The 20,263-nt window shown below is 73.9% G+C and carries 21 protein-coding genes; 4 read left to right on the top strand and 17 right to left on the bottom strand.

Annotation, left to right across the window (positions count from 1 at the left end; translation table 11 throughout):
• Window positions 1–3: 3 nt before the first annotated feature.
• Together nrdR and VGH76_RS12410 are read right to left on the bottom strand one after the other, a co-directional pair.
• Window positions 4–624, bottom strand: coding sequence for a transcriptional regulator NrdR (nrdR, locus tag VGH76_RS12415; RefSeq protein WP_331556989.1), 621 nt, complete (start codon window positions 622–624; stop codon window positions 4–6).
• Window positions 625–1,004: 380 nt separating this feature from the next.
• Window positions 1,005–1,625 (bottom strand): hypothetical protein, encoded by a 621-nt coding sequence (locus VGH76_RS12410; protein WP_331556988.1) that lies wholly within the window; start codon window positions 1,623–1,625, stop codon window positions 1,005–1,007.
• 240 nt (window positions 1,626–1,865) lie between these two features.
• Between VGH76_RS12410 and lexA the strand changes: the two genes are divergently transcribed.
• Window positions 1,866–2,708 (top strand): transcriptional repressor LexA, encoded by an 843-nt coding sequence (gene lexA, locus VGH76_RS12405; protein WP_331556987.1) that lies wholly within the window; start codon window positions 1,866–1,868, stop codon window positions 2,706–2,708.
• Window positions 2,709–2,736: 28 nt separating this feature from the next.
• Here the strand turns inward: lexA and VGH76_RS12400 are convergent, their stop codons facing one another.
• From VGH76_RS12400 to miaA, 4 genes are all read right to left on the bottom strand, one after another.
• Window positions 2,737–3,912 carry a hypothetical protein gene (locus VGH76_RS12400; protein WP_331556986.1) on the bottom strand — a complete coding sequence of 392 codons (1,176 nt, stop codon included), beginning with the start codon at window positions 3,910–3,912 and terminating at the stop codon, window positions 2,737–2,739.
• A 121-nt stretch (window positions 3,913–4,033) separates the two neighbouring features.
• Window positions 4,034–5,581, bottom strand: a complete 1,548-nt coding sequence (gene hflX / locus VGH76_RS12395; RefSeq protein ID WP_331556985.1) for a GTPase HflX — start codon at window positions 5,579–5,581, stop codon at window positions 4,034–4,036.
• 63 nt (window positions 5,582–5,644) lie between these two features.
• Window positions 5,645–6,547, bottom strand: coding sequence for a diaminopimelate epimerase (gene dapF / locus VGH76_RS12390; RefSeq protein WP_331556984.1), 903 nt, complete (start codon window positions 6,545–6,547; stop codon window positions 5,645–5,647).
• A gap of 22 nt (window positions 6,548–6,569) precedes the next feature.
• Window positions 6,570–7,526: a tRNA (adenosine(37)-N6)-dimethylallyltransferase MiaA gene (miaA, locus tag VGH76_RS12385; protein ID WP_331556983.1), complete on the bottom strand. Its 957-nt coding sequence runs from the start codon at window positions 7,524–7,526 to the stop codon at window positions 6,570–6,572.
• 354 nt (window positions 7,527–7,880) lie between these two features.
• Here miaA and VGH76_RS12380 point away from each other — a divergent pair, with 354 nt between their 5' ends.
• Window positions 7,881–9,569 carry a DUF349 domain-containing protein gene (locus VGH76_RS12380; RefSeq protein ID WP_331556982.1) on the top strand — a complete coding sequence of 563 codons (1,689 nt, stop codon included), beginning with the start codon at window positions 7,881–7,883 and terminating at the stop codon, window positions 9,567–9,569.
• A gap of 26 nt (window positions 9,570–9,595) precedes the next feature.
• Here VGH76_RS12380 and VGH76_RS12375 read toward each other — a convergent pair whose 3' ends face one another.
• The 5 genes from VGH76_RS12375 to miaB all read right to left on the bottom strand — a co-directional run bounded on the left by VGH76_RS12375 (window position 9,596) and on the right by miaB (window position 13,387).
• On the bottom strand, window positions 9,596–10,492 hold the full coding sequence (locus tag VGH76_RS12375; protein WP_331556981.1) for a biotin-dependent carboxyltransferase family protein: 897 nt from the start codon (window positions 10,490–10,492) through the stop codon (window positions 9,596–9,598).
• Entirely contained in the window at window positions 10,489–11,112 is a 624-nt protein-coding gene (locus tag VGH76_RS12370) for an allophanate hydrolase subunit 1 (protein WP_331556980.1), read from the bottom strand. The genes VGH76_RS12375 and VGH76_RS12370 overlap by 4 nt, the downstream gene beginning before the upstream one ends.
• A gap of 34 nt (window positions 11,113–11,146) precedes the next feature.
• On the bottom strand, window positions 11,147–11,317 hold the full coding sequence (locus VGH76_RS12365; RefSeq protein WP_331556979.1) for a hypothetical protein: 171 nt from the start codon (window positions 11,315–11,317) through the stop codon (window positions 11,147–11,149).
• An 85-nt stretch (window positions 11,318–11,402) separates the two neighbouring features.
• Window positions 11,403–11,870, bottom strand: a complete 468-nt coding sequence (locus VGH76_RS12360; protein ID WP_331556978.1) for a hypothetical protein — start codon at window positions 11,868–11,870, stop codon at window positions 11,403–11,405.
• Window positions 11,867–13,387, bottom strand: coding sequence for a tRNA (N6-isopentenyl adenosine(37)-C2)-methylthiotransferase MiaB (gene miaB, locus VGH76_RS12355; RefSeq protein ID WP_331556977.1), 1,521 nt, complete (start codon window positions 13,385–13,387; stop codon window positions 11,867–11,869). The genes VGH76_RS12360 and miaB overlap by 4 nt, the downstream gene beginning before the upstream one ends.
• A gap of 128 nt (window positions 13,388–13,515) precedes the next feature.
• Here miaB and VGH76_RS12350 point away from each other — a divergent pair, with 128 nt between their 5' ends.
• On the top strand, window positions 13,516–13,950 hold the full coding sequence (locus VGH76_RS12350; RefSeq protein ID WP_331556976.1) for a nuclear transport factor 2 family protein: 435 nt from the start codon (window positions 13,516–13,518) through the stop codon (window positions 13,948–13,950).
• A gap of 67 nt (window positions 13,951–14,017) precedes the next feature.
• Here VGH76_RS12350 and VGH76_RS12345 read toward each other — a convergent pair whose 3' ends face one another.
• From VGH76_RS12345 to VGH76_RS12320, 6 genes are all read right to left on the bottom strand, one after another.
• Window positions 14,018–14,869, bottom strand: coding sequence for a succinate dehydrogenase/fumarate reductase iron-sulfur subunit (locus VGH76_RS12345; protein WP_331556975.1), 852 nt, complete (start codon window positions 14,867–14,869; stop codon window positions 14,018–14,020).
• 2 nt (window positions 14,870–14,871) lie between these two features.
• Complete coding sequence (locus VGH76_RS12340) at window positions 14,872–16,866, bottom strand: fumarate reductase/succinate dehydrogenase flavoprotein subunit (protein ID WP_331556974.1); 1,995 nt, start codon at window positions 16,864–16,866, stop codon at window positions 14,872–14,874.
• Window positions 16,866–17,699: a hypothetical protein gene (locus VGH76_RS12335; protein WP_331556973.1), complete on the bottom strand. Its 834-nt coding sequence runs from the start codon at window positions 17,697–17,699 to the stop codon at window positions 16,866–16,868. The genes VGH76_RS12340 and VGH76_RS12335 overlap by 1 nt, the downstream gene beginning before the upstream one ends.
• Window positions 17,700–17,916: 217 nt before the next feature.
• Complete coding sequence (locus VGH76_RS12330; protein WP_414637718.1) at window positions 17,917–18,582, bottom strand: regulatory protein RecX; 666 nt, start codon at window positions 18,580–18,582, stop codon at window positions 17,917–17,919.
• A gap of 4 nt (window positions 18,583–18,586) precedes the next feature.
• A complete protein-coding gene (recA, locus tag VGH76_RS12325) occupies window positions 18,587–19,627 on the bottom strand; it encodes a recombinase RecA (RefSeq protein ID WP_331556972.1) in 1,041 nt (346 codons plus the stop codon).
• Between the two features lie 219 nt (window positions 19,628–19,846).
• On the bottom strand, window positions 19,847–20,041 hold the full coding sequence (locus VGH76_RS12320) for a DUF3046 domain-containing protein (protein ID WP_331556971.1): 195 nt from the start codon (window positions 20,039–20,041) through the stop codon (window positions 19,847–19,849).
• 71 nt (window positions 20,042–20,112) lie between these two features.
• On the opposite strand from VGH76_RS12320, the gene VGH76_RS12315 reads away from it, so the two are divergent.
• Window positions 20,113–20,256 (top strand): hypothetical protein, encoded by a 144-nt coding sequence (locus VGH76_RS12315; RefSeq protein WP_331556970.1) that lies wholly within the window; start codon window positions 20,113–20,115, stop codon window positions 20,254–20,256.
• Window positions 20,257–20,263 lie beyond the last annotated feature (7 nt).

Here is a 20,263-nt window from a genome sequence, read left to right as displayed (position 1 = left end):
CGCTCATCCCCTCGTGCTCGCGTGTGCCGGGGACGCTTCCCCACGACCCGGCATCGATGTCCCCGACCGGTCACCATCGGCGGCGCCCTCGGCACCGCTCCCGTCCGGCCGCTCGTCCGTCCCGTCCGTGCTGCTCACCCCGCCGACCCCGGCGCCGTCCCCCGCATCGCCGTCGACGGACATCCGCCCGCGCAGATCGGCGATCTCGGCCTCGAAGTCGGCCACGGAGGAGAAGTTGCGGTAGACGCTGGCGAACCGCAGGTAGGCCACCGCGTCCAGCTCCCGCAGCGGGCCCAGGATCGCCATCCCGACCTCGTGGCTCGGCACCTCGGCCGTACCCGACGCCCGCACCGTCTCCTCCACCTTGTGGGCCAGCAGCGCGATCGCGTCCGGGTCGACCGGGCGCCCCTGACAGGCCCGGGCCACACCGCGGACGACCTTGTCGCGACTGAACGGCTCGGTGACCCCACTGCGCTTGACCACCGCGAGGACTGCTTCCTCGACGGTGGTGAACCGCTTCCCGCACGCGGTGCAGGAGCGGCGGCGACGGATCGCCTGGCCCTCGTCGGCCTCGCGCGAGTCGACGACCCGCGAGTCGTCGTTGCGGCAGAACGGACAACGCACCCTCGGCTCCCCTCCCGTGTCGAGACCCGGAGTCCCTCTGGATCGCCGGCCGACGGCCGTCGTCCTGGGGACAACCCTGTGGACCTGGCACCTCCGGCCGTGGACCGGGCGGCGCCGCCGGTGGACGGACCACCGACCGCGGTGGACTTCCCTGTGGACGGGGCCTCCACCTACATGCACAACCTGTGGACTAACTACATCAATGTAACCACAAGATGTTGGGGCGGGACGCTAGCGACACCCGAGGAATCGGTGCAACTCCCATCACGCCTCCCGGGGACCCGCGCGCCGAGCGGCGGCGGGTCGGGTGACGGGCGGCGGCGCACCGGGAAGGCCCGGACCCCTGGGACCCGTGGGAGTGAGACCGGAGGCCGGGCCGTTCAGGAACCGGCCGGGACGACCAGCGGACGCCCCGGGATGACCACCGAGCCGTCGAGATGGTTGTCCGTGCGGATCCGCGCGAGGACGGCGTCGGTGTCGGCCGCGGGCGCAGCCCGCCGCGCGACGTCGAGCAGCGTCTCCCCCGGCGCCACGACCACGACCGTGCTCCCCGCGGGCACCGGGCCCGGCGGCGCCTCGGGCGTCGCGGCACCGCCCAGGCGCACCGCCAGGACGACGAGCCCGAGCAGGACCACGCCCAGGACGACCGTCGCGACGGTGCGTCGCCGCCGCGCGGCCACCCCCGGCGCAGGAACCCGCCCCGACCCCGCGACGGGGTTCACCCGGTCGGGCGAGAGCGGCGGCCGCACGAGCGGCGTGACGAGGGCGGCCGGCCGGCCGGCCGGCCGGCGGGCGTCGCGCCGCCCCGCGGGCCGCGTCGGTGCCGGCACCCATGGCGCCGGGGCCGGGAACGCCGGCCGCGCCACTCCGGGGACCACGCCACGGGCCGCCGCCACGCCACCCCGGCCGACCTGGGCCGGGACCTCCGCCGCGGAGCCCGGCCGCGGGTCGGTCACGGTGCTCCTGCGGGCCGCCGTCGGGGTCGTCGTCGGTGTCGTCATCGGAAGCCTCTCCCTCGCACAGGCGTTCGATCGAACGCGTGTGCGATGTCTAGCATCGACCCCTGACAACGTCGACGGACCGACCGGCGTGTCGTTCGAACACGTGTTTGATCCCGTCGGCCGTCGGCGCTACCTTCGGGTCTCGGGAGCACGCAGCGTCACCGGCGCCCCGGCGACACCGTGATCGCAAGATCGCTGTCGGCCGCGGCGCCCGCTGTCGGGCCGGACGGAGGAGGAACCATGGCTGGACGCAGGCGCGGAGGCGACTCGCCCCCGCCGGGAGCGGGGGACGTCGGCGCCCCGGAGGGTCTGGGGGACGTCGACGCCGTCGTCACCGCCGGTCCGGTGGAGGGCGGTGACCCGGCGCCCGCGGTGGTCACGGCACAGGTCCACGCGTTCCCGGACCGCGAGCCGGAGCCGTCGGCCTCGGGCGCCCCGAGCCTGACGCCCCGGCAGCGCAAGGTCCTCGAGGTCATCCGCGACCACGTCGAGCGGGTCGGCTACCCGCCGAGCGTCCGGGAGATCGGGGACGCGGCCGGCCTCACCTCGACCTCGTCGGTCGCGCACCAGATGAAGGTGCTGGAGAAGAAGGGCTACCTGCGGCGCAACCCGAACCGCCCGCGGGCCCTCGACGTCCGCCTGCCCGAGGAGCTCGACCCCGAGCTCGGCGCGGCCGCCGACACCGAGTCGCTCCGCGCCGATCGGCCGACGCCGTCGTTCGTACCCGTGGTCGGCCGGATCGCGGCGGGTGGGCCGATCCTCGCCGAGCAGGCCGTGGAGGACGTGTTCCCGCTGCCGAAGGAGCTGGTCGGCGAAGGGTCGCTGTTCCTGCTCAAGGTGGTCGGGGACTCGATGGTCGAGGCCGCCATCACCGACGGGGACTGGGTGGTGGTCCGCCAGCAACCGGTCGCCGACAACGGCGAGATCGTGGCGGCGATGCTCGACAACGAGGCCACGGTCAAGACCTACAAGCGCCGCGACGGCCACGTCTGGCTGCTCCCGGCGAACCAGGCCTACGAGCCCATCCCCGGCGACGAGGCGACCGTGCTCGGCAAGGTCGTGGCGGTGCTGCGCAAGCTTTGAGCCACACGCCGACCCGCGCCGGGAACGATCACCGGCGGCCCCGTGCCCGGCGCCGGACGGTCCGCGTCCGCACCGCCAGGACCAGAGCCCCGAGCAGCACCGCCGCGCCCAGCACCGCCCCGACGACACCGACGACCACGCCCGTCGACGGACCTCCCGTCCCCGGCGTGGACGTTGCCGCGTCACGGCTTCCGGAGCCCGGCGGCGGTGCCGACGACGAGGGCGCGGGTGACGCCGGGTCGGAGGTCGGGACGAGCGACGCGGCGCCGGCGACCGCCCGCAGGGAGGCCGTCCCGCCGCCCGCCCGGGACGTCGGGGACTCCCCCGCGGAGAGCAGCGTCCCGTCGGCCGTGAACGCGACCGCCTCGCCCTGGGGTTCCCCGGCCAGTGGCACGTCGACGGGCGTTCCGCGCAGCGCGGCGACGACGGCGTCGGCGGAGGCGGTGTCACCGTCGACGCGGTAGAGCCAGGCGTCGGTGTAGGTCCGCACCGCGACGACCCGCCCGTCAGCGGAGAGTGCCCCGCCGGTGAGCAGGCCGCGTCCGAACGGTCCGGCCGGCCCGCCGTCGGTGGCCGAGAGCGGGACGACCAGCTCGCCGACGTGCCGTAACGGGGTGGGCGACGACCCGACGGGCGGCACGTCCGTGGTGTAGACCCCGCTGCGCCCGCCGAGGTCCTTGGTGACGATCACCGGGCGGCCGTCGGGCGGCAGCAGGAGCGTCTCGGCGTCGTGCGGGCCGTCCGGGTACACCAGCCGCCGGACCGACGCGGGGCCGCGCACCGGCAGCCGGATCAGGGCGATCGTCGTGCGCCGGCGGTCGTTGTCGCCGATGTCGGCGAGCCAGAGAGTGCCGTCCGCGCTGCGGGCGAGGTCCTCGACGTCGCGGCCCACGACGCCGACCGACCGGGCCGAGACGACCGAGCAGTCCGGCGCGAGGGTGTAGACCACCGTTGCGTTGCCGCTGTCGTCCACGACGGCGGGTCCGGCCGGCGTCACCGCCATCCCGGAGACCTCGTCGAGCCGCGGATCACTGAGCACGCACCGCCTCACCGGCGCCGCCGGGGCCGCGGCGGCGGGCACCGCACCGGGAGCGACGAGGACCGTCACGGTCCCGAGGACGGCGAGGGCCACGCAGAGCACCCGCCGGGGCGGCGGCAGCAACGGCGCGTTCCTGGCATCTGACGCCAGGACGGCGCCGCTCACCCGACGACGAGCCCGGCCGCCCCACGGCAGCAACGGCGCGTTCCTGGCATGTGACGCCAGGACGGCGCCGCTCACCCGAGGGCGGACGTCACCGGACCGACATCCCTGCCGGGACCGTCGTTCACGAGACCGGGAGGTCCGCGCCCACCGACGCCCGCTCGACCGCGGCGGCCAGCTCCGGCCCGACGCGGGCCTGCAGCACGGTGCCCTCGGCCACGTGGCGCTCGGCGAGCACCTCGCCCTCAGCGTGCACCCGACCGACGAGGGCGCCCTCGGTGAAGGGCAGCAGGACGTCGACTTCGACCTCCGGGCGCGGCAGCGCCTCGGCGACGCGGCGCCGCAGGAGCTCGATGCCCTCCCCGGTGCGGGCCGAGACGAACACCGCGCCCGGCAGCGTCGCCCGCAGCTGGGCGAGCGCGAGCGGGTCGGCGTCGTCGACCTTGTTGACCACCAGCAGCTCCGGCGGCGTGGCCTTCGCGTCCCCGATGTCCGCGATCACCCCGCGGACCGCGGCGATCTGGTCGGTGGCCGAGGGGTCGGAGCCGTCGACGACGTGCACCACCAGGTCGGCGTCGCCGACCTCCTCGAGCGTCGAGCGGAACGCCTCCACCAGCTGGTGGGGCAGATGGCGCACGAAGCCGACGGTGTCGGTGAGCGTCGCCTCCCGCCCGTCCGGGGTCTCCCACCGGCGGGTGGTCGGGTCGAGCGTGGCGAACAGGGCGTCCTCGACGAGCACGCCCGCGTCGGTGATGGCGTTGAGCAGCGAGGACTTGCCGGCGTTGGTGTACCCGGCGATGGCGACGGCGGGCACCTCGCGGCGGCGACGACGGTCGCGCTGGGTCTCCCGGACGGTCTTCATGCCCTCGAGCTCGCGGCGCAGCTTCGCGATCCGCTGGTGGATCCGCCGTCGGTCGGTCTCGAGCTTGGTCTCACCGGGACCACGGGTGCCGACCCCGCCGCCGCCGGCACCGCCGCCACCGCCGGCGCCGCCACCCTGGCGGGACATCGACTCGCCCCAGCCGCGCAGGCGGGGCAGGAAGTAGCGCAGCTGGGCGAGCTCGACCTGCGCCTTGCCCTCTCGGGAGCGGGCGTGCTGGGCGAAGATGTCGAGGATCAGGGCGGTCCGGTCGACGACCTTGACCTTGAGCTTCTCCTCGAGCTGGCGGAGCTGGCCGGGCGAGAGCTCACCGTCGGCGATCACGGTGTCGGCGCCGGTCGAGGAGACCGTCTCTCGCAGCTCGGCAACCTTGCCGGAGCCGACGAACGTGGCCGGGTCGGGGTGGGAACGTCGCTGGACGAGCCCGTCGAGGACCTCGGAGCCCGCCGTCTCGGCGAGCCGGGCGAGCTCGACCATGGAGGCATCGGCCATCGCGGCGCTGCCCTCGGTCCACACACCGATGAGCACGACGCGCTCGAGGCGCAGCTGCCGGTACTCGACCTCGGTGACGTCGGTGAGCTCGGTCGACGCACCCGTGAGACCGGGGACGCGCCGCAGCGACGAGCGCTCCTCGAGGTCCAGGGCACCGCGGGTCGGATCGGTCTCCTCGGGCGCGTCCGCGTCGAGCGGCGCCGGGTCGATCTCGATGCCCGCGTGGTCGGGACGACGGCCGCGGCGCGCGGGCACGCTCGACTCGGCCGGGACGAAACGATCGGATGCAGGTTCTGTCATCGTGCGTTCCACTGTCCCACGGTCGACGCGCCGTCACCACGTTTTCCGGCGCGCGACGCGGAGTCACACCCCGGCTGCGGAGCGGAGACCGACGCGGGCCCGCATCTCCCCGGGACGGTCCGGGTCGTCCTCGAGCGCCACCTCGCCACGTGCGACGAGGACGGCGGGGCCGGTCAGCGTCGTCGTCGAGCCCGGACCCGAGCCCAGACCGACGCCGACCCCCACCCGCAGCACGCCACCCGGCGTCGTCACCGTCACCGTGCCCGCGTCCAGGCCTGCGGCCCGCAGCCCCGCGACCGCACCCGCGACCGTCCCGGTGCCGCACGAGCGCGTCTCGCCGGACCCGCGCTCGTGCACCCGCAGCCGGGTGGCCCCGTCGGGGGTCAGGGGCGTCAGGAACTCGACGTTGACCCCGCCCGGGAAGAGCTCGGCGTCGTGGCCGGGGGCGAGGGTGAGGTCGAGGGCGTCGAGGTCGGCCGTGGTGACGCAGGCCAGGTGCGGGTTGCCGACGTCGACGGCCACCCCGGCGTAGGAGGTGACCGACGCCGCGGGCCCGACCGCCGACGGCAGGATCGCGACCGACTCCTCGCCGAGCCGGGCCGGGCCCATGTCGACCGTGACCTCGCCGTCGGGGTCGTCGCCGAGGGTGACGGTGCGCAGTCCGGCGCGGGTGGCGACGGCGAACGTCCCGGCCGCGACGAGCCCCGCCTCGACCAGGTAGCGGGCGAAGACCCGCACCCCGTTGCCGCACATCTCGGCGAGCGAGCCGTCGGCGTTGCGGTAGTCCATGGCGTACTCGGCGCCCGGCTCCCGGGACGGGACGACCCGCAGCACCCCGTCGGCGCCGAGCCCGCGGCGGCGGTGGCACAGCGCGCGGACGGCGGCCGGGCCGAGGTCGAGCCGGTCCTCGGGGTCGGGCAGCAGCACGAAGTCGTTCTCCGTGCCGTGGCCGAGCACGAACTCCATGCGGCGCCTCCTCCTGACCAGCCTACGAAGCGCCGGCCGGCTCACGCGTGAGGGTGACGACGTCGTCGACGAGCGTGGCCGACGACGCGTCGAACCACCGCACCCGCAGATCGCGGCGGAACCACGAGCGCTGCCGGCGGACCAGGCGGCGGGTCGCGACGACGATCCGGCGGCGCGCCTCCGCGAGCGCGGCCGGGTCCGGATCGCGGCCGTCGTCGTCGAGGACCTCGAGGAGCTCGCGGTAGCCGACGGCCCGGGACGCGGTCTCGCCGTCGCGCAGGCCCCGCGCGACGAGCCCGCGGACCTCGTCGAGCAGGCCCGCGGCGAGCATGTCGTCCACCCGCGCCTCGATCCGGGCGTCGAGCGCCGTCGTGTCCCGGTCGATCCCGACGAGCAGCGTGCCCCGGCGCGGCGCTCCCGGGCGGGGCAGGCTCGCGGCGAACGGCGCCCCGGTGATCTCGACGACCTCGAGCGCCCGCACCACCCGCCGGCCGTTGCTGGGCAGGATGCCCGCGGCGGCGTCCGGGTCGACGCGGGCGAGCCGCTCGTGCAGCGCCCCGGGCCCGAGGTCCGCGAGCTCCGCCTCGAGCCGGGCGCGCACCGCCGCGTCGGTGCCCGGGAAGCGCAGGTCGTCGACGAGGGCCTGCACGTAGAGCCCCGAGCCGCCGACGGCGACCGGGGTGCCGCCGCGGGACAGGACGTCGTCGACCGCGGCACGGGCGTCGCGCTGGTAGGCCGCGACGGTGGCGGTCTCGGTCACGTCGAGGACGTCGAGCAGGTGGTGCGGCACCCCGCGGCGGGCCTCGACGGGCAGCTTCGCAGTGCCGACGTCCATGCCGCGGTAGAGCTGCATGGCGTCGGCGTTGACGACCTCGACCCCGGCCAGCCGCCCGGCCAGCGCCAGGGCCAGCTCGGACTTGCCCGTCGCCGTCGGCCCGACGAGCGCGATCGGCCGGGACGGCGCCGCCCTCTCGATCACGGGCCCACGCTATCGGGCGCGTGGAGCGCACCGCCGTGACCAGCGGCTCGTTGCTCCCCGCCGCCGCAGTACGAGCACGACGCCGACGGCGGCACCGGCCACCACTACTACGGCCGGTACTGGGACTGGGCCGCCCACTGCTGGCGCTACACCTCGACGAACTACGTGCCGCAGAAAGTGGTGGCCACCCAGGTGGTGTCGGTCCCGAGGGGCGGCGTGGACACCGGGGACGGATCGGTCCGGTGGATCGGCTCGCCGCGGCAGGAAAGTGCGGGTCGTCGCAGGTCGGGGGTGCGACGCTGACCGGGGAGCTGTTTGAATGCCCGCACGATCGGAGCGGGAGGTGTACGGCGAATGGCCGACGAGCAGGCCACGGAGGTGGCCGGCGCGGTCCCGGACGCGGTCGGGACGCGGTCCGGTGCGCTGACGAGCGAGGACGGGCAGGGCGCGGGCACCGTGGACAGCGTGGACACCGAGGACGTCACGGAGCGGGAGGGGACCGTCGCGACGACGGATGACGACGTGTCCAGGGACGGCGTCGGCTCCGCGACCCCACCGTCGATCGAGCACGTGCCGGATCCGGAGCCCGACCCGCTGCCCACACCGGCCGACCTCGCCTCGTCGTCCATGGCCGAGTCCCCGGCTCCAGAGGCACCCGAGCCCGCCGCTCCGGAGGCCCCCGAGGCACCAGCCGCCGAGGCCCCCGAGGCGCCGGCCGCCGAGGCCCCCGAGGCACCGGCTCCCGAAGCACCGGCTCCCGAGGCACCGATCCCCTCGCCCACCCCGGCCACCCCGGCCGCGGACGTTGCCGAGCTGCCGACCGTCCTGCCCGCCTCGGACGAGCCCGCCCGCTGGGGGCGCGTGGACGCCGACGGCACCGTCTGGACCGTCGCCCCCGAGGGCGAGCGGGCGGTCGGCTCCTGGCAGGCCGGGGACGCCGCCGAGGGGCTCGCCCACTACGCGCGCCGCTTCGACGACCTCCGCACCGAGGCAGACCTGCTGGTCCGGCGACTGCAGTCCGGCCGCGGGGACGCCGCGGGCGCGCTGCGCAGCGCGACCGTGCTGCGCGAGCGCCTCGACGTCGCGTCCGTCGTGGGCGACGTCCCCGGACTGGTCACCCGGCTCGACGCCGTCATCACCACTGCGGAGCAGGCCGGCCGCGCCGAGAAGTCGGCGAAGGCGACCGCCCGCGAGCAGGCGGTGGCGCGCAAGGAGGCGCTCATCGGCGAGGCCGAGACCCTGGCCGAGGAGACCACGCGCTGGAAGCACGCGGGCGACCGCTTCTCGTCGATGCTCGAGGAGTGGAAGACGATCCGCGGGATCGACCGCAAGACCGACGACGCCCTCTGGAAGCGGTTCGCCAAGGCCCGCGAGACGTTCACCCGTCGTCGGGGAGCGCACTTCGCCGAGCTCGACCGCGCCCGCGCCACCGCCAAGGCGCGCAAGGAGGAGCTGGTCGTCGAGGCGGAGTCGCTGCAGGAGTCGGAGGACTGGGGCACGACGGCGGGGCGGTACAAGGAGCTCATGGCCGAATGGAAGGCCGCCGGGCGCACGTCGAAGGACGCCGACGACGCCCTCTGGGCGCGCTTCCGCGGGGCGCAGGACCACTTCTTCGCCCGCCGCTCGTCGACGTTCGACGCCCGCGACGCCGAGTTCGCCGGCAACGCGACCGCCAAGGAGAAGCTGCTCGCCGAGGCCGCCGCGATCGACCTCTCCGACGTCGACGCCGCCCGCGCCGCGCTGCGCTCGGTGCAGGAGCGCTGGGACGAGATCGGGAAGGTCCCCCGCGAGCGGGTGCGCGAGTTCGCGGCCCGGCTCAAGGAGGTCGAGGACCGGGTGCGCGCCGCGGTCGACCGTCGCTGGTCGCGCGTCGACCCGGAGCGGGAGGCCCGCGTCGGGCAGTTCCGGGAGCGTGTCGCCCAGTTCGAGTCGCAGGCCGCGAAGGCCCGCGCGGCCGGGGACGAGCGCCGCGCGAGGGAGGCCGAGGCCCAGGCCGAGCAATGGCGGGAGTGGCTCGCCGCGGCGGAGCGCGCCACCGGCTGAGCTCGACCACGACGCGCACCCCTCCGTCACGGGCGGGACGTCTCCGACACGGACGCCCGGCGGAACCGGACCGTGGCCCCCGGCCGGAGCTGGCCCGCGCGGTCGGTGTCGGCGTCGAGCACCACCCCGATCACGGGGTAGCCGCCGGTCACCGGGTGGTCGGCGAGGAACACCGTCGGGCGCCCGGACGGCGGGACCTGCACGCTCCCCCGGATCACCCCCTCGCTCGGCAGCTCGGCGCCGTCGCGCTCGGCCGTGCGGGCGAGCTCGGGGCCCTCGAGCCGGAACCCGACCCGGTTGGCGTCCTCGGTCACCGTCCACGCCGCGCGCAGGAACGTCGCGAGGGCGGCGTCGGTGAACCAGTCGTGGCGGGGGCCGGGGACCACCCCGAGCACCAGCTCCCCCACGAGCCCGGCCTCCGGCGCGACGTCCACCGCGGGCACCGGCGACGACGGCGGCGGCCCGACCGGCAGCTCGGTGCCGACCGCGAGCACCGGCGGCCCGAGGCCCGCGACGGTGTCGGTGGCCCGGCTGCCCAGCACCGGGTCCACCGCGATCCCGCCCCGCACCGCCACGTAGCTGCGCAGTCCACTCGGCGGGGTCCCCAGCGCCACCTCGGTCCCCGCGGGCACGACGACGGGTCGGTGCGGGTCACCGGGGCGGGCGCCCACCGTCATCGGGGCCGGGGCGCCCGTCAGCGCCACCACCGTCGTCGTCGTCACCCGGAACCGCAGGCCGCCGAAGGTGACCTCCAGACCGGCCGCGGCCTCGTCGTTGCCGACGAGCCGGTTGGCCCGCCGCAGCGCCGCCCGGTCGGCCGCGCCGGAGACCCCGATGCCGAGGTCGGCCCGCCCCGGCCGCCCGGCCGCGTCCTGCACCGTGCAGAGCGGGCCGGTCGCCGTGATCTCCACCCACGCGCTCATGTCGGACGGAACCGGACCCGGGCCCCCGGCACGAGGACGGCCGGCGGGTCGCGCTCGAGGTCCCACAGCACGTGGTCGGTGCGCCCGATGAGCTGCCAGCCCCCGGGCGACTCGCGCGGGTAGACCCCGCTGAACTCGCCCGCGAGCCCCACCGCCCCGGCCGGGACGCGGGTGCGCGACGACGCCCGCCGCGGCACGTGCAGCCGCGGGTCGCCGTCCTCGGGCGCGAGGTAGCCGAACCCGGGCGTGAAGCCGGCGAACGCCACCGTCCACACCCGCCCGGCGTGCGCCTCGAGGATCTCGTCGTGGTCCAGGCCGGTGTGCGCGGCGACCTCGTCGAGGTCCTCGCCGTCGTAGGTCACCGCGATCTCGGTGACCTCGCCGCCCGCCTCGCGGGTCCCGGGCGACGTCGCCCTGCGGTCGCGCACCTCCTGCGCGACGCCGGGTAGATCAGCTGCCGAGCGCACGCGCAGCAGCACGGTGCGCGCCGCCGGGACGAGGTCGACGACGCCCTCGGGCGGGTCGGCGGCGAGGGCCGCGTGCAGTCCGAGGACCTCGGCCAGGGTGTCCAGCTCGACGAGCAGACCGGTGTCGCCGCACGGCCGCAGGGAGCGGGTCACGGCGCCCATCCTGCGCGACCGTGCCCCACCCGGCTCACCGGAAGATCGACGGGATCGCGGCGGGCCCGGCGGCGGACATCGCCATGAGGAACATCGCGCCGGCGACGGCGACGAAGCGCTTCACCGACACGCCGGGGCGTGGGGTCTCGGGTGCCGGCGCGCCGCGCTCCTGCTCGACGGGGTGCTTCTCCGGGACGTCGGTCATGGGGTCTCCCTGACGAAGTCGGCCCAACGTAAGGATCGTTCAACAATCCGTCAACAGGGGTGGACGCCGCCAGGGGCCCTGAAGCTCAGTCGCGCGAGAGCGCCCAGGTGGCCCACCGGCCGGCGAGCACGATCATCGCGACGAGCGCCAGCCACAGCCCGAAGCCGGCCCCGTGGCCCGGGACGGTGTTCTGCGACCAGATCGCCCACAGCCCCGTCACCGACGTGACGCAGCACCCCGCGGCCGTCGCGAACACGACCACCCACCGACGCGTCAGCACCGACGCCACCGAGAACCCGACCCCGAAGACCAGCGCGAGGATCGAGAACAGCCGCGGCAGCTTCGTGACCCCGGAGATGCCGGACACGACCTCCCAGCCGGTCGCCCCGTCGGCCGTCCAGCGGAAGATGACCGCCACCAGCAGCACCAGCACCGCGACCGCGGCGACGAGCACCTTCGGGCCGAAGTCGACCTCGCGGGAGATCGACGGACGCGCCGGCTCGGGGGCCTCGACCTGGCCGGCGGGCTCGTCGAACGGGTTGGGACGGCTCATGCGTTCGGACTCCCCACACCGCAGCCGCTCGACACCGCCAGTGGCGCGGGACGCCCCACCGTCGGCAGCCCCAGCGTCACCCGCGGCGTCGTCGGGCGGCTCCCCGCCTCCTGCGCGTCGCCCGCCCGCGTGCGGCGGTGGGACAGGACGTCGCCGTCGGCCACGACGTGGTGCGGCGCCCCGTAGGTGGCGCGGACGGTGACGACGTCGCCGGGCCGGACCTCGCCGTCGAGGGCCGGTCCGGTCGGGGTGAAGTGCACCAGCCGGCCGTCGCGGGCCCGGCCGCTCATCCGCCGGGTCGCGGTGTCCTTGCGGCCCTCGCCGCTGGCGACGAGCAGCTCGAGGTCGCGGCCGACCTGTTCCCGGTTCCCCGCGAGGGACATCTCCTCCTGCAGGGCCACCAGCCGGTCGTACCGCTCCTGCACGACGGCCTTGGGCACCTGGTCGGCCAGCGACGCGGCCGGGGTGCCGGGGCGCGGCGAGTACTGGAAGGTGAACGCCTGCGAGAACCGGGACTCGCGCACCACGCGCAGCGTCTCGACGAAGTCCTCCTCGGTCTCCCCCGGGAACCCGACGATGATGTCGGTGGTCAGCGCCGCGTCGGGCATCGCGTCGCGGACCTCGTCGACGATCTCGAGGTAGCGCCGCGCCCGGTAGGAGCGGCGCATCGCCTTCAGGACCCGGTCGGACCCGGACTGCAGCGGCATGTGCAGCTGGGGGCAGACGTTCGCCGTCTCGGCCATGGCGGCGATGACGTCGGAGGTGAAGTCCCGCGGGTGCGGGCTCGTGAAGCGCACCCGCTCGAGGCCCTGGACCTCCCCGCAGGCGCGCAGCAGGTCGGCGAACGCGGTGCGGCCGCTCGCGCGGTCGGTGAAGCCCACCCCGTAGGCGTTGACGTTCTGGCCGAGCAGCGTCACCTCCAGCACGCCCTCGGCGACCAGCGCCTCGACCTCGCTGAGGATCTCCCCCGGCCTGCGGTCGACCTCCTTGCCGCGCAGCGACGGGACGATGCAGAACGTGCAGGTGTTGTTGCAGCCGACCGAGATCGACACCCAGCCCGAGTAGGCGGACTCGCGGCGGGCGGGCAGGTGCGACGGGAACGTCTCGAGCGCCTCGAGGATCTCGACCTGCGCCTCGCCGTTGTGCCGGGCGCGCTCGAGCAGGGCCGGTAGCGACCCGACGTTGTGGGTGCCGAAGACGACGTCCACCCACGGGGCGCGCTTGGTGACCGTCTCGCGGTCCTTCTGCGCGAGGCACCCGCCGACCGCGATCTGTTGGTCGGGCCGCGCGGCCTTGACCGGGGCGAGCCGCCCGAGCTGCCCGTAGAGCTTGTTGTCGGCGTTCTCGCGGACCGCGCAGGTGTTGAACACGACGAGGTCCGCCTCCTCGGGGGCGGCGTCGGCCGGCGCGGGCTCCCAGCCGGCCTCGACGAGCACCCCGGCGAGGCGTTCGGAGTCGTGCACGTTCATCTGGCACCCGTGGGTCCGGATCGCGAAGGTGCGCACCGCTGCGGTCATCGCTCCCCAGGGTAGGCGCTCGACCTGCACCGACCCGCCGGGAGCCCCTCTGCCGAACGGCAGACGATGTCCGGCCGCGCCGTCCCTAGCGTCGCGGGTCAGTCCATCCGATCCAGGGGGAGTCCACCATGACCACCACCGCCACCGCGCACCCGAACGTCACCGCGGCGGTCGAGGCCTTCACTGCCCTGCTCCAGGGCGACGTCAGGCCGAGCGAGACCCTCATGACCGAGGACTTCGTCATGGAGAACCACGACAACGGCGCGGGTGACTGGCACCTCATCGAGGGCCGGGACGCGTTCTTCCGGTTCCTCGGGGCCTGGTTCGAGTTCTTCGAGGGCACGTTCGCCCAGGAACCTCACGGCGTCTTCGGCGACGACGACCACGTCGTCATGCTCGTCCACGAGACCGGCCGCCGCGGCGGCGCGGTCTTCGACAACGAGGCGGTCTACGTCATCGACGTCCGCGACGGCCGCTGGACCCGCCTGCAGACCTACGACCGCGACCGGGAGGCCAACGCCGCCTTCTGGGCGCAGGTGGGTGTCAGCGCCCCGCCGATGTGAGTGGCACGGCGACGCCGGGCGGGCACCACGTCGGTCCGTGTGGTGCGCGCCCGGCGCCGAGAGCGGGTCAGCTGCCGACCGGGCCGATCGAGTCGGCCCGGAGCGGGGAGCCGTTGTCGGGCCCGGCGTCGTCGAGCGAGCGCTTGCCGGTGGCGCCGCGCTGTTCGAGGTCCTCGCGCTTGAAGATCTTCCTGCCGAGCCAGACCAGCGGGTCGTACTTACGGTCGACCACCCGCTCCTTCATCGGGATGAGGGAGTTGTCGGTGATCTTGATGTGCTCGGGGCACACCTCGGTGCAGCACTTGGTGATGTTGCAGTACCCGAGGCCGTGGTCCTCCTGGGCGTCCTCCTTGCGGTTGCGGACGTCGAGGGGGTGCATGTCGAGCTCGGCGACGCGCATCAGGTAGCGCGGCCCGGCGAACTCCGCCTTGTTCTCCTCGTGATCACGCACCACGTGGCAGGTGTTCTGGCACAGGTAGCACTCGATGCACTTGCGGAACTCCTGCGGGCGCTCCACGTCGACCTGCGACATCCGGTACTCGCCCGGCGCGAGGTCCTCCGGCGGCGCGAAGGACGCGATCTCGCGGGCCTTGACGTAGTTGAACTCCACGTCGGTGACGAGGTCACGGATGACGGGGAACGTCCGCAGCGGCGTCACCGTCACGATCTCGTCCTCGGTGAACGTCGACATCCGCGTCATGCACATGAGCCGCGGCCGGCCGTTGACCTCGGCGCTGCACGACCCGCATTTGCCGGCCTTGCAGTTCCACCGCACCGCCATGTCGCCGGCCTGGGTGGCCTGCAACCGGTGGATGATGTCGAGGACCACCTCGCCCTCGTTCACCTCCACGTGGAAGTCCTGGAGGTCGCCGCCGGTGTCGTCGCCGCGCCACACCTTGAAGTGCGCCTGGTAACCCACGCCTAGGTCCCCTGTCCCTGTGCCTGCTGCTCGTCACCGAGGCCGCCCTCGGTCTGGTCGGCGCGCTGGCCGCGCGGCGCGTCCGAGCGGTGCCCGCCCAGCTCGTCGCCGGTGTAGTACTTCTTGAGCTCGTCGAGCTCGAAGAGGTCGAAGAGGTCGGAGCGCATCGACGGCTGCCCCTGGTGCTCGAGCACCACCTCGCCGTCGTGCAGCGTGAGCACCAGCAGCTGGCGCCGCCACTCCTCGTCCATCGTCGGGAAGTCGTCGCGGGTGTGCCCGCCACGGCTCTCCTGGCGCTCGAGCGCGGCCTTCGCGATGCACTGGCTGACCAGAAGCATGTTGCGCAGGTCCATGGCCAGGTGCCAGCCGGGGTTGTAGGTGCGCCGGCCGTCGACGGCCACCCGAGGGACCCGCTCCTTGAGCTCGTCGAGCTTCTTGAGCGCCAGCTCCATCTCGTCCGCCTTGCGGATGATGCCGACGAGGTCGTTCATCGTCTGCTGCAGTTCCTGGTGCACGGTGTAGGCGTTCTCGCCGCCCGAGTTGCGGATCGGGCGCTCGACGTCGTCCCGGGCCGCCTCCAGCGCCTCGTCGGACACCGACGGCGTCGCCCCGAGTCCGTCGAGGTACGCCGCTGCGCCGGCCCCGGCCCGGCACCCGAAGACGAGCAGGTCGGACAGCGAGTTGCCGCCGAGGCGGTTCGAGCCGTGCATGCCGCCGGCCACCTCGCCGGCCGCGAACAGGCCCGGCACCGCGGACTCCGCGGTGTCCGGGTCGACCTCGACCCCGCCCATGACGTAGTGGCAGGTCGGGCCGACCTCCATCGGGCCGGCCGTGATGTCGACGTCGGCCAGCTCCTTGAACTGGTGGTACATCGACGGGAGCCGCTTGCGGATCGTCTCGGCCGGCATCCGGCTGGAGACGTCGAGGAACACCCCGCCCGCCGGGGAGCCGCGACCCTCCTTGACCTCGTTGTTGATCGCGCGGGCGACCTCGTCACGAGGCAGCAGCTCGGGTGGGCGCCGGTTGTTGTCGGCGTCGGTGTACCAGCGGTCGCCCTCGTCCTCGCTGGTCGCGTACTGCTCGCGGAACACCTCGGGGATGTAGTTGAACATGAAGCGCTCGCCCTCGGAGTTCTTGAGGACGCCGCCGTCGCCGCGGACCGACTCCGTGACGAGGATGCCCTTGACGCTGGGCGGCCAGACCATCCCCGTCGGGTGGAACTGGACGAACTCCATGTTCAGCAGCTTCGCCCCGGCGCGGAGCGCGAGCGCGTGCCCGTCGCCGGTGTACTCCCACGAGTTGCTCGTGACCTTGAACGACTTCCCGACGCCGCCGGTCGCGAGCACCACCGCCGCGCTGTGGAAGCACAGCAGCTCGCCGGAGGAACGGTGGTACCCGAAGGCGCCGGCGACCCGGTCCCCGTCCTTGATCAGCTCGGTGATCGTGGCCTCGTGGAAGACCTTGAGGTCGGACTCGTAGTCGCCGGTGCGCGCGTGGTCCTCCTGCTGCAGCGAGACGATCTTCTGCTGCAGCGTGCGGATGAGCTCGAGGCCGGTGCGGTCGCCGACGTGCGCGAGCCGCGGGAACTGGTGGCCGCCGAAGTTGCGCTGGCTGATCTTGCCCTCGGGGGTGCGGTCGAACAGCGCCCCGTAGGTCTCGAGCTCCCAGACGCGCTCGGGGGCCTCCTTGGCGTGCAGCTCGGCCATGCGCCAGTTGTTGAGGAACTTCCCGCCGCGCATGGTGTCGCGGAAGTGCACCTGCCAGTTGTCGTTCGGGTTCGCGTTGCCCATCGAGGCGGCGATCCCGCCCTCGGCCATGACGGTGTGCGCCTTGCCGAACAGCGACTTCGAGATGATCGCGACCCGCTTGCCCCGCAACCGCGCCTCGATCGCGGCCCGCAGCCCGGCGCCGCCCGCCCCGATGACGAGGACGTCGTAGGTGTGGTGGGTGATCTCGGGCTTCTGGCCGGTGTCGGCCGGGCCGGTTCCTTCGGCCATCAGTTCACGATCCTCAGGTCGGGAATGGTGCCGCTCGCGACGAGCATGATGTAGAAGTCGGTGAGGATGAGCGTCCCGATGGTGAACCACGCGAAGAGCATGTGCCGCGTGTTCAGCTTCGAGACCGCCGTCCAGATGCGGTACCGCACCGGGTGCCGCGAGAAGTGCTTGAGACGGCCGCCGGTGATGTGGCGGCAGGAGTGGCACGACGCGGTGTAGAGCCAGAGGCCGATCACGTTGATCACCAGGATGATGTTCCCGAGGCCGAGCCCGAACTGGGCACCCTCGGGGCCGTCGCTCTGGAACGCCACGACCATGTCGTAGGTGTTGATCACCGAGATGAGGAATGCGACGTAGAAGAAGTAGCGGTGCGCGTTCTGCAGGACCAGCGGGAAGCGGGTCTCGCCGGAGTACGTCGAATGCGGCTCGGCCACCGCGCACGCCGGAGGCGAGGCCCAGAACGCCCGGTAGTACGACTTCCGGTAGTAGTAGCAGGTGACGCGGAAGCCCAGCAGGAACGGCAGCGAGACGATCGCCAGCGGGATCCACGGCGGGAACGCCGGCAGCACGGCCCCGAAGTGGCTCGATCCCGGCACGCAGCTCGCCGAGAGGCACGGCGAGTAGAACGGCGACAGGTAGTGGTACTGCGGCACGTAGTACGCCGAGCCCCAGAACGACCGGATCGTCGCGTAGATGACGAACGTCGCCAGGCCGAGCGCGTTCGCGAGCGGCGGCAGCCACCAGCGGTCCTGGCGGAGCGTGCGCGCTCGGATGTCGGCGCGCCCCGCTGCGATGGGGGGGCTGGCGCCGTGGTCGCGTTCTGTGGTGGTCACTGCACCTGTCCTCGTCGACGGAGCCGGCCGGCGCTCGCGGGGTCGGGGCCGCGGCTCGACACGGTCGTGGTGGTGACCGCGCACGGCTGACCCGCGCGGCGGCGAGCCGCGTGGTGCGAGGCACACTACGACGGTCGCGCGGGGGCTGTCGTCCGGGTCACAGGACCTGGCCGTCGTGATCCCCGTCACGAGCGGGAATCAACGCCGTCCGTGCAGGTCAGGCGAGGGGTCCGGAGACCGGGTCGGCGTCCTCGAGGTCCAGATCGGACTCCTCGAGCTCGGCTCCCCGTGCGGCCATCTCGGTGCGTACGACCTCGTAGGCCAGCCCAGCGCCGTAGCCTTTCCGGGCGAGCATCCCGACGAGACGGCGAGCCGCAGCCGGCGGCTCCACGCGGTCCAGGGAGGGCAGCCGACGCCGGACGAGCTCGCGGGCCTTCTCCCGCTCGGTCTCGGGGTCGAGCCCGGCGATCGCCTCGTCGGCGGTCTCGGTGTCGACGCCCTTGCGACGCAGTTCCTGCGAGAGGGCCCGGCGGCCGAGGCCGCGACGGCGGTGGCGCGAGTCCACCCACTGCTCGGCGAACGCGGCGTCGTCGAGCAACCGGACCTCGACCAGGCGATCGAGCACCACGGCCGCCACGTCGGCGTCGAACCCGCGGCGCTCGAGCTCGGCCGCCAGTTCGGCGCGCGTGCGTGCCCGCGTGGTCAGGAGGTCCAGGCAGACCGTGCGCGCCGCCGACTGTTGATCTCGTGACTGGGGCTCGGCGGGCGGGTCCGCCTCCTGGTCCCGAGGTCGGCCCTCGGCGGTGTGGCCGCCGGCATCCGGGGGTTCGGGGGCCCGCTTGCGCGGACGCCGCCCGAACCCGCCACCTCCGAGCTGCCCCACCGCGTCAGAAGTCGACCGGGGCCGGCGTCGTCTCGTCGGCGTCGAGCTTCGGCCCGACCCCGAGCTTCTCCTTGATCCGCTTCTCGATCTCGCCGGCGACGTCCGGGTTCTCCTTGAGGAACTTCCGGGCGTTCTCCTTGCCCTGACCGAGCTGGTCGCCGTCGTAGGTGTACCAGGCACCGGACTTGCGGACGATGCCCTGCTCGACGCCCACGTCGATCAGCGAGCCCTCCCGGGAGATGCCCAACCCGTAGAGCATGTCGAACTCCGCCTGCTTGAACGGCGGCGCGACCTTGTTCTTCACGACCTTGACGCGGGTGCGGTTGCCGACCGCGTCGGTGCCGTCCTTGAGCGTCTCGATCCGGCGGATGTCCAGGCGCACCGAGGAGTAGAACTTCAGCGCGCGCCCACCGGTCGTCGTCTCCGGGGACCCGAACATCACGCCGACCTTCTCGCGCAGCTGGTTGATGAAGATCGCCGTGGTGCCCGAGTGGTTGAGGGCACCGGTGATCTTGCGCAGCGCCTGGCTCATGAGTCGGGCCTGCAGGCCGACGTGGCTGTCACCCATGTCGCCCTCGATCTCGGCGCGCGGCACGAGCGCGGCCACCGAGTCGACCACGATGACGTCGAGGGCGTTCGAGCGGATCAGCATGTCCATGATCTCGAGCGCCTGCTCGCCGGTGTCCGGCTGCGCGACCAGCAGCGCGTCGGTGTCGACCCCGAGCGCCTTGGCGTACTCCGGGTCCAGCGCGTGCTCGGCGTCGATGAACGCCGCGACCCCGCCCTGGGCCTGCGCGTTGGCCACCGCGTGCAGCGTCACGGTCGTCTTCCCCGAGGACTCCGGGCCGTAGATCTCCACGACACGGCCGCGGGGCAGGCCGCCCACGCCGAGGGCGACGTCCAGGGCGATCGAACCGGTGGGGATGACGCTGACCGGCGCACGGCCCTCGTCGCCCAGCCGCATGACCGAGCCCTTGCCGAACTGCTTGTCGATCTGCGCGAGCGCGAGCTCCAGCGCCTTGTCGCGGTCCGGGGCCTGAGGCATTCGGGGTTCCCCCTCGGGACGGGTGGTGGGTCCGGCACTCGGTCCGGGTTCGGTGCGGACGCTAGGCCGGGGGTCCGACACCGTGGTGCCGGCGGGTGTTCGGCTGTGGACTGGCCGGGCGGTCGGTGCCGCTGTGGACGACCGCGTCGGACGTTCAGACTAGACGAACAGATGTTCGATGCCCCAGGGGGACACGCCGGGGATCGACGGGCGGTGCGGTCACCGGCGCTCGGCGGGGACCTCGAACTCGGCGCAGACCGCCCGCCAGACCACGCGCGGCTCCTCGCCCTCCTCGAGCGCCTGCTCGACGGTCCGGCCCTCGAGCGCGGAGAACACGTGGTCGCGACTGATCGACCCGGCGCGGACCGCGCCGAACTCGTCCGCCATCAGCTGCCGGAAGTGGGTCAGACGCACCCGTCCGAGGGTAGGGACGGCGTCGTCGCGGGGTGGAGCCGGGACGGCCGCGGCTCGGTAGCGTGGCGGAGGTGGACCCCCTCCTGCTCGTGGTCGCGCAGATCGACCTGCACTCCACGGGTCCGGCCTGGCTGTGGGACGTCGTCGGGGTCGTCGCCCTGGTCTCCTTCCTCGTCCTGCTGCTGCGGTGGTGGCTCTCCCACCGCAGGCGCTGAGCGCGTC

Source organism: Actinomycetospora sp., assembly GCF_036497585.1.
Classification (GTDB): domain Bacteria; phylum Actinomycetota; class Actinomycetes; order Mycobacteriales; family Pseudonocardiaceae; genus Actinomycetospora.
The sequence above is the reverse complement of the archived record's forward strand: the minus strand, read 5'-3'. Positions and strand labels throughout refer to the sequence as shown.

Coding starts and splice junctions, on each gene's coding strand:
- VGH76_RS12340 (WP_331556974.1), bottom strand. CDS start 16,866: ATGGCCGAAGGAACCGGCCCGGCCGACACCGGCCAGAAGCCCGAGATC.
- VGH76_RS12350 (WP_331556976.1), top strand. CDS start 13,516: ATGACCACCACCGCCACCGCGCACCCGAACGTCACCGCGGCGGTCGAG.
- recA (WP_331556972.1), bottom strand. CDS start 19,627: ATGCCTCAGGCCCCGGACCGCGACAAGGCGCTGGAGCTCGCGCTCGCG.
- VGH76_RS12375 (WP_331556981.1), bottom strand. CDS start 10,492: ATGAGCGCGTGGGTGGAGATCACGGCGACCGGCCCGCTCTGCACGGTG.
- lexA (WP_331556987.1), top strand. CDS start 1,866: ATGGCTGGACGCAGGCGCGGAGGCGACTCGCCCCCGCCGGGAGCGGGG.
- VGH76_RS12360 (WP_331556978.1), bottom strand. CDS start 11,870: ATGAGCCGTCCCAACCCGTTCGACGAGCCCGCCGGCCAGGTCGAGGCC.
- VGH76_RS12365 (WP_331556979.1), bottom strand. CDS start 11,317: ATGACCGACGTCCCGGAGAAGCACCCCGTCGAGCAGGAGCGCGGCGCG.
- hflX (WP_331556985.1), bottom strand. CDS start 5,581: ATGACAGAACCTGCATCCGATCGTTTCGTCCCGGCCGAGTCGAGCGTG.
- VGH76_RS12410 (WP_331556988.1), bottom strand. CDS start 1,625: ATGACGACACCGACGACGACCCCGACGGCGGCCCGCAGGAGCACCGTG.
- miaB (WP_331556977.1), bottom strand. CDS start 13,387: ATGACCGCAGCGGTGCGCACCTTCGCGATCCGGACCCACGGGTGCCAG.
- dapF (WP_331556984.1), bottom strand. CDS start 6,547: ATGGAGTTCGTGCTCGGCCACGGCACGGAGAACGACTTCGTGCTGCTG.
- VGH76_RS12380 (WP_331556982.1), top strand. CDS start 7,881: ATGGCCGACGAGCAGGCCACGGAGGTGGCCGGCGCGGTCCCGGACGCG.